A 13,729-nucleotide genomic window follows, 5' to 3' on the forward strand; every position below is an offset into this window, starting at 1 on the left:
GCCGAGCTCTTGGCGTGGCTCGCGCGGACCGCGTGGTGCTCGCGCTTCTCGACCGTCTGCGACTGCTGGGTCATCCCCTGGATGATGCCGTCGATGGTCTCCTGTTCATCCGGCGCGGGCCGCTCGATGTCGGGAGCGTAGCGAAGGCTGGACATGGCGGTCTCTCCGTTGCGGCCCGGCCGCGGGAAGAGCCGAACGCATGACGTTCCTGGCCCGACCTCAGGCCGTGGGACTGCAAGTCCGCGAGGATGCACCCCACGACTGGCAACCCGGCAACGCGACATCCCCGAGATCGTTCACGGGCGATTGAGTGGCCCGCAATCCGGAACGTCGCCCGTTCCGCCCGGTTCTGTCCGGAGCCGAACGAAGGACGCCCGACCGTGCACGCACCTGTCCGCTACAGCCCCGACGTCGAGAACGTGATGCCCGACGAGGGCGAGACCATCGCCGGGCTGAACGAGACCTTCGACACGATCCTGGAGAGGGTCGCGAAGGACTCCGGGCACGCGGTGCGCTCGGTGCACGCCAAGGCCCACGGCATCCTGGAAGGGACCCTGACTGTGGAAGCGGGCCTTCCGCCCGAGCTCGCCCAGGGCCTGTTCGCGACGCCGGGCGAGCACAAGGTCCTCATGCGCCTGTCCACCAATGCGGGCGACATCCTGCCGGACACCGTCTCGCTGCCGCGTGGCCTAGCCTTGAAGGTCCTCGACGTGCCGGGCGAACGCCTGCCGGACGCCGAGGGCACGACCCAGAACTTCATCATGGTCAACGGGCCCGTCTTCCAGACCCCGAACGCGAAGAAGTTCCTGGGCAGCCTGAAGCTGCTCGCCGGCACCACGGACCGGGCCGAGGGACTGAAGGTCTTCGCCTCGACGGTGCTGCGAGGGGTCAACAAGGCGCTGCAAGCGGTAGGGGTCGAGAGCCCGACCATCGGCTCGCTCGGCGGCGCGCCGAACGTCGACCCGCTCGGCGAGACCTATTACAGCGTCACGCCGTTCCGGTACGGCGACTACATCGCCAAGTTCTCGCTGGCCCCCGTCGCGCCGGCTTTGACCTCCCTCACCGGCACTGAGATCGATGCCTCCGGCCGCCCGAACGCCATTCGCGAGACGGTGCAGTCTGAAATGATCGGCATTACCGGCGAATGGGAGTTCCGGGTCCAACTCTGCCGCGACCTCGAACGCCAGCCGGTCGAGGACCCGACGATGGAGTGGAAGGAGGACGAGACACCGTTCCAGCGGGTTGGGGTCGTCCGGGTTCAACCGCAGGACAGTTGGGACCCCGCCCTGGTGCAGGCGGTAGACGAGGAGATGCGCTTCAGCGTCTGGACCGGCCTTGCAGCTCACCGCCCCCTCGGTAACATCAACCGCGCCCGCAACGCCCCCTACAGGCATTCGGCCGGGTTCCGCGAGCGGTTCAACCGCTGCCCGATTCTCGAGCCGGGTGCGGCGCGCTGAAGCGATATCCTGAAGTTCCAACTGCCGTAGGTATCGTGGGTCGAGCTCGACGGCGATGTCTGCTTCACCGCTAATCCGCTCGAAACCAGACAGGCAGAAACCCACCCCAAGCAGCCTTTCCACGCCCGGCCTAACTTCGCCTTTTGACCTCAATTCAGGCGGTGGGGAAGAAGCCGACGGAGGGGACGTCTCGCTGAAATTACCAGAAGGTTTATACATCTAGAAGCTGCAATTAAGGTTGTATCAAATGCGATCGAAATTGCTATCAGCATGTACTGTTGGACGGTGCATTCTTCCGTAAGGCGCCAATGATAGCTCAACTAGCGATCTAAGCTTGCCGCTCAACAGTAGTCTAGGACGCTCATAACATGCTCTCCCGCCTCCTCAGCTCGCTCTGCCTCCAGGCCTTGCGCTCGCCCGTCTGCGGATGGGTGGTGCGGACGATGGTTATCTTGGCGTTTAGAGAAGCGTCACCCCGCGGCAGGGCCGCCCACGGCGGCGCTGGCAAGATGGTCCCAATCGGGTAGTCAATTGGTCAGCCGGAGCGTGGTTCAAGCCGCGCGGGCGAGATCACCCTCGATGGCGACTAGTGCCCGCTCTAGCGCCGCGAAGCAGGCTGGATCGAACGCCGCTCCGAGGTCCGCGCGCATGATGCCGAGTGCCTTCTCAAGCGACATAGCTGCGCGGTAAGGTCGGTCGGCGGTCAGCGCGTCGAACACATCGGCTACCGAGACGATGCGGGTCTCGGGCGCGATTGCATCGCCAGCGAGCCCGCGTGGATAGCCCCTGCCGTCCAACCGCTCATGATGACCGCCACCTATGCTGGCCATCTCATGGAACACCGCGACGCGGGCCAAGATGGTCTCGGACAGAGATGCGTGGTTGCGCATATCACGCCACTCCGCCTCGTCCAGCTTGCCGTTCTTGTCGAGGATCGCGTTCGAGACCCCGAGCTTGCCGACATCGTGAAGGAGTGCGGCTCGCTTGAGCCACCGGCGTCGTTCCGGCGGGTAGCCGAGTTCAGCCGCGATCATGTCGGCGTAGACCGCGACACGCTCGGAGTGGCCAGAGGTGAACGGACTCTTGGCGTCGATGATCTGTGCGAAGGCACGGGCGATGTCGTCGAGGTAATCCTCGTCCACTACGATTGGGCTGGCCGGCGCCAACGCGAACACGGCTTCTTCGACCTTATCCGAGGCCAGAGTGTCCCAGAACCCGGTTTCGGAGGCGACTTTCTCGAAGCAAGCGACGACCTGAGGATCGAACCATGTGCCCGAGCGCGCCCGCACCTCGGCAATCGCGGCCCCGGGGCCGGCTGCGGTGTGGAACACGTCCACCACCTGGGCGAGAAGCGCCACACGTGCGTAGAGCGGGATCGCGGGGCCGGCGAGACGGTCCGGCCGACCGCTGCCGTTCCAATGCTCGTCTAGCGCGTGGATGGCTTCACAGACGCTCGCCGGGAAGCGAAGCTGACGGGCAATCTGCGCGCCGCGCTGGCAGCGCGTCTGGATGAGATCGTCGGCGATCGTGCCGCCGTTCTGCAGGATGTTGAGCACGGCGCGGAAGCGTTCGGCGAGGCCTGCCTTGAGACCCGTGTGAGAAAAGACGAAGCCGAGCACCTTGGGCAGGCTGTCGCTCACTGTCTTGAAGTCACGCTTGAAGCTGAGGTCGTCGGAGAGATAGAGCTCGCAGATGCGCGCGGCGTTGCTGGAGCAACCGAGGTCCTTCAACATCACCGTGTGGTAGAGTTCCCAGAGCTGCAGATCCGGCAGGCTTAGCTCACGACCGATGTGGAAGCCGATCCAAGTCGCGCGGACGCAATGGCCGACAGGCTGACCCTCCGTGAGGTCGAGGGCGTGGCTCAGGGCGCCTAGAATTTCCGAGAGCTGGATCGTCGTGGCCTCCACTTCGCCGCCTGTCACGACCCGCATCGTTCTCGTCCAGTCACTTGTCTTATAGGTCTCTATAGGTGGTGATACTGCCTGCAGAGCCTGACCAAAACGTTGCGCATAGTCCTATCGTACTCGCCTGAAACGCTGGCCACGGCGCGGAAGCACGAGCGTTGGCCTGAAGTTTCTCACCAAGGGATCGAGACGTTCGACGTGGCAAGTGCCTCCGCGTTGCGCGGCTGGGACTGAAGCTGTGTCGACGTCCGCTTCGAAGCATGCGCCTCTCGCAAGCGGACCGGCGGAAAACCACCCAACCCAGCCATTATGCGGCGCCAACTCACGCGACCGGAGATGGCCGAAAGCGGAGTAGGCGGTTCAGAGCAAGTCGACGGCACAAGCAGACCGACGCGTACCAAGCTTTACCGTGTATCGGCGTGCCCAGCAGTACCGAACCGCGTCCTACGCCTTATTGCTTGCTGGACGTTGCGGAAGCGGCCCACGGCCCATTCGAAAGCGGATGCGTCGCCGCCTGAGAAGCGGGAGCGTAGCTTCCACCGATCACCACCAGCAGCAATCCACCGACCAGACCAAAGTTCTTGAGGAAGTCCCAAAGGTGGGCCCGTCCCTCACCATTCCGCGACCAGAAGCGCGGAAAAGTCCAGAACTGATGGTACATCACCGCCGTCACCACGCAGAAACCGGCGAGCAGGAGAGCTGCGGCTCGGTCCCATAAGCCGGCCACGATCAGCAGCGGTGCTATCGCTTCGACGGCAATGCCCAGAACAAGAAGGAGGCTGGGAAACGGCAGCGGGCCAGATTTCGCCTGCCCCATCGCCTCACCCCAATGGGCAATCTTATCGTAGGCGCTCAGGGGAAACATGCCGACGAGACAGAATTTGGCGGCCAGGGGAATGGCGACCAGATTGATCCAAATCATATGAAAGCCTTGTCGGGATGGATAAGCGGTCTTGGCCCTAGGACCGCGCTCAGGAACTCGCGCCTTCAACGTTCTTACTAGAAAGCGGTTTCCCACAAATTATCCTGAAATTACTAAGCCCCCACGTTGGGAATTGTAAGATCTTTTAGGCATCTAGTTCGCCACATCTCGCAATGCCGTCGGCTAACGACCGACGGCATACTTATCCGTGTGCTTCAGTACGAGGTTGGCCGATGCCGCAGGACCATTTCGACATCATCGTTGTCGGCTCGGGACCTGGCGGCGGCTCGCTGACGGCACGGCTCGCTGAGACCGGAAAGCGTATCCTCCTCTTGGAGCGCGGCGATTACCTGCCACGCTCGCAAGACAACTGGAGCGCGAAGACAGTCTTCGTGGACGGCGCCTACCAAGCCCGAGAAACATGGTTCGGCGGCAACGGCCAATCGTTCAGTCCGGCCCTGCATTACTATGTCGGCGGCAACTCGAAGGTTTATGGTGCCGCGCTGTTTCGCCTGCGCGAGCGGGATTTCGGCGAGGTCCGCCACGTGGACGGCATCTCGCCGGCATGGCCGGTCTCCTATGACGCGTTCGAGCCGTACTACGCTCAGGCGGAAAAGCTCTTCGCGGTCCATGGGACACGCGGGGAAGATCCGACCGAGCCGTGGTCGAGCGGCCCCTATGGCCACTCGGCCGTCACGCACGAGCCACGCATCCAGCGGTTGTCGGAGGACTGGACCAAGGAGGGGCTCCGACCCTTCCATCTTCCCCTCGGGATCAAGCTCGACGAACGCAACGGCAAGCCGACGCCGACCAGCATCTGCATCCGCTGCGATGCCTTCGACGGGTTCCCCTGCCTGCTGAACGGCAAGGCCGACGCCCAGGTGATGACCGTCGATCCGACGCTTGCCGCGCACAGCAACGTCACGCTCCTCGTCAACGCCTACGTCTCGCGGCTGGAGACCGACCCGGCCGGCCGGACCGTTACCGGTGTCCGGGTGACCCGCGAGGGCCGGGAGGAGCGCTACACCGCCGACATCGTGGTCGTCGCCTGCGGAGCCCTGTCCTCGGCGCTGCTGTTCCTGCGCTCCGCGAATGCCGCTCATCCGAACGGTCTCGCCAACGGGTCGGATCAGGTCGGCCGCAACTACATGCGCCACAACATGTCCGTGTTAATGGCGCTCTCGAAGGATGTGAACGACACCGTCTTCCAGAAAACACTGGCCGTTTCGGATTTCTACTTCGAGTCAAAGGATTGGCAGTATCCGATGGGCCTGATCCAGATGTGCGCCAAGACGCACCCCGATCAGATCCGTGGCGAGGAGTTTCCTAAGTGGACGGGCTTCCTACCGAACGCCCCGTTCGAGATGGCCGCGCGGCATTCCATGGACTTCTGGTTGCAAAGCGAGGACCTGCCCCATCCGGACAACCGGATCATGCTGGAACGCGACGGCCGGGTCGTGCTCAATATCGAGGAGAACAACCGGGAGGCGCATGATCGCCTGCGCGCCAAGCTGTCCGATCTGCTGAAGCCGGCAGGGGCCTATACCTACCTGTTCGAGCGCTCGCTCTACCTCGGCAAAAACATCCCCCTCAGTGGGACCGCCCATCAGGCGGGGACGCTGCGCTTCGGCACCGATCCGCGCAGCTCCGTGCTCGACCTGAACTGCAAGGCCCACGAGCTCAACAATCTCTACGTGACGGATGCGAGCTTCTTCCCATCGATCGGCGCTGTGAACCCGACGCTCACGATCATCGCCAACGCCTTGCGGGTCGCCGACCATATCAAGGCGCGTCTGGCCTGACGCGCCGGTCCACCCTCACAAGCCCATCAGACGAGCTCTGCGGCGATCCGGCGCCGGCGGGGTCGGGGAGACGCCCGTTGAGCAAACCCATCGAGAGCTATGCCCTGATCGGCGACGGAGAGACCGCCGCCCTCGTCGCCCGCGACGGCGGGATCGACTGGTTGTGCTGGCCGGATTTCGATGACGATGCCTGCTTCAGCGCGCTCCTCGGCACCGAGGCGAACGGCCGGTGGTCGATCGCGCCGCGGGACGCGGTCGTCGGGACCACCCGGCGCTATCGCGGCGATACCCTGATCCTTGAGACCGAGCTGACGACATCCGACGGCACGATGCGGATCACCGACTTCATGCCGATCCGGGAGACGGTGTCCGCGCTGGTGCGAATCGTCGAGGGCCTGTCGGGCACGCTCGCGATGACCTGCGATCTGCAGCCCCGCTTCGATTACGGGACCCTCAGCCCCTGGTGGGAGGCCTGTGAGGGCGGCGCCGTGGCCCGGGCGGGCCGGCATCGCCTGACCCTCCGGGCGAGCCTGCCGGTCACCTTCGCCGACGGCGGGGTGCAGGCGGCGTTTGCCTTGCGCGAGGGCGAGCGTCACAGCTTCATCCTGACCCGCACCGACTCCTGGGTGACGCAGGTTCCGGATCTCGACCCCGGGGCGGCGCTCGCGGCCACGCAGGCCTACTGGGAACGGTGGATCGTGGCGTTCGACGCCCATCGAACCCGGTGGCCCGCCGCAGTGAAGCGCTCGCTGCTGACCCTGAAGGCCCTCACCCATAGCCGCTCCGGCGGCCTGATCGCTGCGGCGACGACCAGCCTCCCCGAGGTGCCCGCCGGAGGTATGAACTGGGACTACCGCTACTCCTGGCTGCGCGACTCGACTTTCACCCTCGGGGCCTTCCTCAATGCCGGCTTCCATGCGGAGGCCACGGCATGGCGCGACTGGCTGCTGCGAGCTGTCGCGGGCGACCCCGAACAACTGCGCATCATGTATCGCAGCGACGGCTCCCGGCACCTGTCCGAATGGACCGTGGACGCCCTGCCGGGGTACCGGGAGGCCCGCCCCGTGCGGATCGGCAACGCGGCCTCGACCCAGTTGCAGCTCGACGTCTACGGCGAGGTCCTCGACACTCTGCTACTGGCCCGGCGGGTCGGCATCCCGGCCACGGACCACCAGCGCGACGTGGAGCGGCGTCTGGCCGAGCATCTCGGGCGGATCTGGGAGGAGCGCGACGCGGGGATCTGGGAATCGCGGGGGGAGCCCAAGCGCTACACTTATTCCAAGGTGATGTGCTGGGTTGGCTTCGACCGGGCACTGCGGACCGGCGACCTGCCGGACGGCCTGCGCGCCGCACTCGTGGCCCACCGTGACAAAGCGCATGCGCAGATCTGCCACGACGGCTGGAACGCCGGGCTCGGGACCTTCACGCAGAGCTATGGCAGCCGCGCCCTCGACGCGAGCCTCCTGCTCCTTCCCCTCGTCGGCTTCCTGCCGGCGGATGAGCCCCGCATGGCGGCGACGATCGAACGGATCCGCTCCGATCTCGACCAGGATGGCCTCATCCGGCGACAGCGGGCGACGGGGGAGGACAACGACGAGGGAGCTTTCCTGCCCTGCTCGCTCTGGATGGCCGATTGCCTCCGCCTCCAGGGACGCCAGGAACTGGCGGAATCCTACCTCGAACGCGTGCTCGGGGTCGCCAACGACGTCGGTCTCCTCTCGGAGGAATACGACGGGGCCGGCCGCTGCCTAGCCGGGAATTTCCCGCAGGCGCTGACCCATCTTGGCATCGTCAACACGGCGCTCGGCCTGTGCGGCCCGGTCATCGACCGCGGCGGCGGTTGAGGGCTGCCGCCTCCTGCGGGTGCATCGAGCCAGCCTGCCGCCGAGTGAACGTCGAACTTCCAGCAAGGAACGCCATGCCCGACCTGCTGCGCCATCCCGGCCCCCCGCGGCCAGTGCCACACGTCGATGCGCCCCGCGCCCTCGATCCGCGCTTCGCCGCCGTCGTTGCGCATGGCGCGAGGCTCGTCTCCCTCTACGATCAGGCGACCTTCAGCGAGGGGCCAGTCTGGTGGCCGGCCCGGCAGATGCTGGTGTGGTCCGATGTCGAGGGGCGTCGCGTCCTCGGATGGCGCGAGGACGGCGGCGTCGAGGTCGTCGTAGACGCGACGCCCTTCATCAACGGCCACACGATCGACCGGGATGGGGCCTTGGTCCATTGCGAGCACGGCACCCGCCGCTTGTCGCGTACCACCCCGGACGGGCGCCGGGAGATCCTGGTCGAGACCTTCGAGGGGCGGCGGCTAAATTCGCCGGACGATGTGGTCTGCTCCCGTGACGGGGCCCTGTGGTTCACCGATCCGAGCTACGGCCTCGTCCTGCCGAAACAAGGGACTCTCGCCGCCCCGGATCTCGATCACCGCAGCCTCTATCGCTTCGACCCCGCTTCCGGCCGGGCCGAGCGGATGGCCGATTTCGAGCAGCCGAACGGCCTCGCCTTCACCCCGGACGAGGCAATCCTCTACGTTAGCGACACCTCGCGGTCTCTCGACGGGGACCGCCACACGATCTTCGCCTTCGATGTCGCCGACGGTCCGAGACTGACCAACCGGCGCGTCTTCATCGCGGTGGAGCCCGGCATCCCCGATGGCCTGCGCACCGACAGCCGCGGTTGGATCTGGACGAGTTCCGGTGCCGGCGTCCAGGTGTTCTCCCCGGAGGGTCATCGGCTCGGTCTGATCCCGACGCCGCAAGTCTGCTCCAACCTTTGTTTCTCCCCGGACGAACGCCGGCTGTTCATTACGTCGAAGGCTCATCTCTATGCTCTCGACCTAGTCGTCGCGGGATGACGGACGCTTCACGAGATTGTTACGATAGACTTAGATCAAGCGCGATCGGGTTGCCGATCGTGTAGTTCGTCGTACGCTCGCTTCGACGCCGCACATGCAGCTGCGACATCAGCTGCTCAGCTTCTTCGATTGCTCCCTGGAGCAACCTCCACCGCATGGGGATCTGCATGGCCGAAACCGTCGCCGACTTCTTCTGGAAGCGTCTCGCCGAGTGGGGGGTGAAGAAGATCTTCGGCTATCCCGGTGACGGCATCAATGGTCTGCTCGGCGCCCTACAGCGCAACGATCTGCCCTTCGAGTTCATCCAGGTCCGGCACGAGGAGATGGCCGCGTTCATGGCCGCGGCCTACGCCAAGTTCACCGGCGAGGTCGGCGTCTGCATGGCGACCTCCGGTCCCGGCGCGACGCACCTGCTCACCGGCATGTACGACGCCCATCTCGACCACGTCCCGCTTCTCGCCATCTGCGGGCAGCAGGCGCGCAACGTCAACGGCGCCCACTACCAGCAGGAATTCGACCTCACCAGCGTCTTCAAGGATGTCTCGGCCTACGTGCAGCAGGCGTCCTCGCCCGCGCAGGTCCGCCACATCGTCGATCGCGCCATGCGCATCGCCAAGGCTGAACGGAAGGTCTCGGCCATCATCCTGCCCAACGACTTGCAGGACGTTCCCTACGAGGCGCCGGTGCGGAAGCACGGCAACACCTTCTCGGGCGTCGGCTACACCGCGCCGAAGGTCGTGCCGTTCGATGCCGACTTGCACCGCGCCGCCGACGTGCTGAACGCCGGCAAGAAGGTCGCGATCCTAGTCGGTGCGGGCGCCTTGCATGCCACCGACGAAGTCATCGCCGTCGCCAACAAGCTTCAGGCCGGCGTCGCGAAGGCCCTCCTCGGCAAGGCGGCGCTGCCCGACGACCTGCCTTTCGTCACCGGCACCATCGGCCTCCTTGGGTCCAAGCCGTCCTCTGACATGATGGAGGATTGCGACACCCTGCTGATGATCGGCTCCGGCTTCCCCTGGGCCGAATTCCTGCCGAAGGAGGGGCAGGCGCGCGGGGTACAGATCGACATCTCGCCGGAGATGCTGTCGCTGCGCTATCCGATGGAGGTGCCGCTGTGCGGCGAGTCCGCCGAGACCTTGCGTGCCCTGCTGCCGCTGCTCGACCAGAAGAAGGAGGGCGGCTCCTGGCGCACCGGCATCGAGAAGGGGATGGTCTCCTGGTGGAAGGAGGCGGAGGATCGGGCGATGGCCAAGGCCAATCCGGTGAACCCGCAACGCGTCACGTGGGAGCTGTCGCCGCGCATGCCCGAGCGGGCGATCATCACCTCGGATTCCGGCTCCTGCGCCAACTGGTTCGCCCGCGACCTGAAGATGCGCCGTGGCCAGATGTGCTCGCTCTCGGGCGGCCTCGCCTCCATGGGCGCGGCGGTGCCCTACGCCATCGCGGCGAAGGTGGCCCATCCCGACCGGCCGGTGATCGCGCTGGTCGGCGATGGGGCCATGCAAATGAACAACATGGCAGAATTGATTACGGTTTCGAAATACATGCACCGGTGGTCGAACAAGACCTGGATCTGCTGCGTGTTCAACAATGAGGACCTGAACCAGGTCACCTGGGAGCAGCGGGTGATGGAGGGCAACCCGAAGTTCGAGGCGAGCCAGACCATCCCGAACGTGCCCTACCACAAGTTTGCCGAGCTGATCGGCCTGAAGGGCATCTACGTCGACGATCCGGAGCACATGGGAGCGGCCTGGGACGAGGCGCTGGCGAGCCCCGTGCCGGTGGTGCTGGAGGTCAAGACCGACCCGGAAGTGCCGCCGCTGCCGCCGTTCTTCACCTTCCAGCAGGTGCAGAACTTCATGTCGATGCTTGGCAAAGGCGATCCGAAGGAGCGCCACCTGCTCGTCGACACCGCGCGTCAGGTGCTGAGTTCCGTCCTACCCGGCAGCAAGTAGGACGGCTTCCACGGCATGCGTGACGATCCGGGGATCGGAACGGTGCGGGCGCAAGCCTACACCGTTCCCACCGACGCGCCGGAGGCGGACGGGACCTTCGCCTGGGACAAGACGACGATTGTCGTCATTCATGTCGAGGCCGGGGGTGAGACCGGCCTCGGCTACAGCTACACCGACGCCAGTGTCGCGCGCTTGATTGTAGGCACGCTCGCATCGCGTGTTACCGGGTTATCCGCCTTCGACATCCCGCGGGCCAATGCCGTGCTGTGGGGTGCCGTGCGGAACCTCGGGCGCTCCGGGCTCGCCGCCACGGCGATCTCGGCATTGGACACCGCCTTGTGGGACCTCAAGGCACGTCTCCTCGACGTATCCCTGGCAAGCCTGTTCGGGCAGGCGCGGGAACACGCGGAGATCTACGGAAGCGGCGGCTTCACGAGCTACGACGACCGGCAGTTGCGCGAGCAGCTTGCAGGCTGGGTCGAGCGGGACGGCTGCCGGGCGGTGAAGATGAAGATCGGCAGCCAGCCCGAGCACGATCCTGCGCGCATGGCTGCTGCCAAGGAGGCGATCGGCGCCGCGGGCCTGTTCATCGACGCCAACGGCGCTTTCACCCCGAAGCGTGCCATCGAGGCGGCGCAAGTTGCGGAGCGGTTCGGCGTCACGTGGTTCGAGGAGCCGGTCACGAGCGACGATCCCACCGGGATGGCTGCTGTCCGCGCGGCGGCGCCCGCAGGCATGGAAATCGCGGCGGGCGAATATGCCTACACCTTGGACGACCTGCACGGCCTGCTCACGGCCGGCGCGGTCGACGTGGCGCAGGCGGACGTGACCCGCTGCGGCGGCTACAGCGGCTTCCTGAAGATCGCGGCTCTCTGCGAGGCGACGCATCGCGACCTCTCCGGCCATTGCGCGCCGGCCCTGCACCTGCCCGTCGCGCTGGCGGCGCCGAGATTCCGGCACCTCGAATGGTTTCACGACCACGTCCGCATCGAGCAGATGCTGTTCGACGGCGCCCCGGTACCCCGGGACGGGGCGATCACTCCCGACCTGACCCGGCCAGGCCACGGCCTCATCCTCAAGACTCAGGACGCCGATGCCTATGCTGTCTGACCGCGGCCCCCGCCCGCCGGAACGTGACCGCGGCGCGCCGGGATCGTCCGGGCCCGCCCTGAAACGGCGCGTCGCCCCCGTGCGGGTCGAGGCCACGGTGCACCCGGTGGTGGTTCTCGCCGCGGCCGCTGTCGGCGCCGGCCTGCTGACATGGTTCGCCTCCGGCCGCTCGAAGCGCCTCGATCCGGCCGCCTCGGGGGGGCGCCGCTACGCGCCGCGCGGCAGCGCCGTGACGGCGAGCGCCGCACAGCGCCTCAACCACGCCTCGACGATGCTCGCGGCCTCGGTTCTGTTCGATTCCGGCCTGGAGCATTATCGCGGCCAGTTCTTCAACCGCGCGATGTACACGCCGATCATCGTGTCCAGCGTCACACTGGCGGCGTCCATGCACGGGGCCGGCGATACCAATCCCGGCGGGTCCCGCGTCCGGCACGGGGTGCAGGCGCTGGCCGGGCTGACCGGGCTGATCGGCTTCGGATTTCACGCCTACAACGTCGGCAAGCGCGAGGGTGGGTACTCCTTCCAGAACCTCTTCTACTCCGCCCCCATCGGCGCGCCGATGGCGCTGACGCTTGCCGGCATCCTCGGCGTCGTCGCCGAGCGCGTCCGCGACGCCGATCCGGATGCGCCGGAGTTGTCCGGTCTGCCCGCCGGCAAGGTTCTCGCTCTGGCCACCGCCGGGATGCTGCTCGGCACAACCGCGGAGGCGGGACTGCTGCATTTCCGCGGTGCGTTCCAGAACCCGGCCATGCTGCTGCCTGTGACGCTGCCGCCGCTCGGTGCCGTGGCGCTGGCGCTCGCCGCCACCCGCGCACCCGGCGCGTCTCAGACCGAGGCCAAGGCGGCGATGTGGGCGGTCTCGGCCATGGGTATCATCGGCGTAGCCTTCCACGCCTACGGCGTCGCCCGAATGATGGGCGGCTGGGGCAACTGGCGTCAGAACCTCATCGACGGGCCGCCACTCCCGGCGCCTCCCTCCTTCTCCGGCGTCGCGCTGGGTGGCCTCGCCGCCCTCGAACTCCTTGAACGTCGCCGCTCCCGGTTCTAGCCCCCGAGGTCCCGTGCAATCCCGAAAAGACCTCTTTCCCGGCTACAACGTGCTCGCCAAGCGCGACACGCCCTCCTGGAACCCCAAGACCCGCTCCGTGATCGACGAGCGGCTGGCGATCACGCCGAGAACGCATCGCTTTCTCGACGCCACGGAGTTCGCCACCCTCTTGGCCGTCGCCGGACGCATAGTGCCCCAGCCGGCCGGTCGCACGGATCCGGTACCGGCGGCAGCGATGGTCGACCACAAGCTCGCGAGCCGGGAGCACGATGGCTACCGTCAGGCCGGTCTGCCCGAGCAGGGCGCAGCGTGGCGCCTCGGCCTCAAAGCTCTCGATGCCGAGGCGCGCGCAGCCTTCGGCGCGGCTTTCGGCGAGCTCGGCGCCTGGGCGCAGGATACGTTGCTCAAGGCTTGCGAAGACGGCTCGCTGCGCGGTCCAGCCTGGGACGACATGCCGAGCGACCTGTTCTTCAAGAAGCGGCTCATCCCCGATCTCGTGAAGGCCTACTACGCCCATCCCACGGCCTGGAACGAGATTGGCTGGGGCGGTCCGGCGAGTCCGCGTGGCTACGTCCGCATGGATTTCGACCGCCGCGACCCCTGGGAGGCCGCCGAGGCCAAGCCCGGCCGCGAGGACGAGGCCTACCAAGAGAACCTGCGCGTCGGCCGCTGAGGATCGT

10 protein-coding genes and 1 pseudogene are annotated in these 13,729 nt (G+C 66.4%); 8 read left to right on the forward strand and 3 right to left on the reverse strand.

Annotated elements, in window-relative coordinates:
• Positions 1-155 (reverse strand): annotated as a pseudogene (locus tag BMY19_RS31785) (catalase); the annotation flags it as partial.
• Between the two features lie 267 nt (positions 156-422).
• Between BMY19_RS31785 and BMY19_RS18600 the strand changes: the two are divergent.
• Entirely contained in the window at positions 423-1,457 is a 1,035-nt protein-coding gene (locus BMY19_RS18600; RefSeq protein WP_210186926.1) for a catalase family protein, read from the forward strand.
• 551 nt (positions 1,458-2,008) lie between these two features.
• Here BMY19_RS18600 and BMY19_RS18605 read toward each other — a convergent pair.
• Together BMY19_RS18605 and BMY19_RS18610 are read right to left on the reverse strand one after the other, a co-directional pair.
• A complete protein-coding gene (locus tag BMY19_RS18605) occupies positions 2,009-3,388 on the reverse strand; it encodes an HD-GYP domain-containing protein (protein ID WP_100252552.1) in 1,380 nt (459 codons plus the stop codon).
• Positions 3,389-3,812: 424 nt separating this feature from the next.
• Entirely contained in the window at positions 3,813-4,283 is a 471-nt protein-coding gene (locus BMY19_RS18610) for a DoxX family protein (RefSeq protein ID WP_100252553.1), read from the reverse strand.
• Positions 4,284-4,516: 233 nt separating this feature from the next.
• Here BMY19_RS18610 and BMY19_RS18615 point away from each other — a divergent pair, with 233 nt between their 5' ends.
• From BMY19_RS18615 to BMY19_RS18645, 7 genes are all read left to right on the forward strand, one after another.
• Positions 4,517-6,085, forward strand: coding sequence for a GMC oxidoreductase (locus BMY19_RS18615; protein ID WP_100252554.1), 1,569 nt, complete (start codon positions 4,517-4,519; stop codon positions 6,083-6,085).
• 77 nt (positions 6,086-6,162) lie between these two features.
• Positions 6,163-7,929, forward strand: coding sequence for a glycoside hydrolase family 15 protein (locus BMY19_RS18620; protein WP_100252555.1), 1,767 nt, complete (start codon positions 6,163-6,165; stop codon positions 7,927-7,929).
• A gap of 74 nt (positions 7,930-8,003) precedes the next feature.
• Entirely contained in the window at positions 8,004-8,936 is a 933-nt protein-coding gene (locus tag BMY19_RS18625) for an SMP-30/gluconolactonase/LRE family protein (RefSeq protein WP_100252556.1), read from the forward strand.
• Between the two features lie 167 nt (positions 8,937-9,103).
• Entirely contained in the window at positions 9,104-10,891 is a 1,788-nt protein-coding gene (locus BMY19_RS18630) for a thiamine pyrophosphate-requiring protein (RefSeq protein WP_100252643.1), read from the forward strand.
• Positions 10,892-10,906: 15 nt separating this feature from the next.
• The gene (locus BMY19_RS18635; RefSeq protein ID WP_100252557.1) at positions 10,907-12,001 is read left to right on the forward strand and encodes an enolase C-terminal domain-like protein; all 1,095 of its coding nucleotides are present in this window, start codon (positions 10,907-10,909) and stop codon (positions 11,999-12,001) included.
• Positions 11,991-13,049 carry a hypothetical protein gene (locus tag BMY19_RS18640; RefSeq protein ID WP_348529857.1) on the forward strand — a complete coding sequence of 353 codons (1,059 nt, stop codon included), beginning with the start codon at positions 11,991-11,993 and terminating at the stop codon, positions 13,047-13,049. The genes BMY19_RS18635 and BMY19_RS18640 overlap by 11 nt, the downstream gene beginning before the upstream one ends.
• A gap of 13 nt (positions 13,050-13,062) precedes the next feature.
• A complete protein-coding gene (locus BMY19_RS18645; protein ID WP_100252559.1) occupies positions 13,063-13,722 on the forward strand; it encodes a gluconate 2-dehydrogenase subunit 3 family protein in 660 nt (219 codons plus the stop codon).
• Positions 13,723-13,729 lie beyond the last annotated feature (7 nt).

The organism is Methylobacterium sp. UNC300MFChir4.1, assembly GCF_900110155.1.
Lineage (GTDB): Bacteria > Pseudomonadota > Alphaproteobacteria > Rhizobiales > Beijerinckiaceae > Methylobacterium.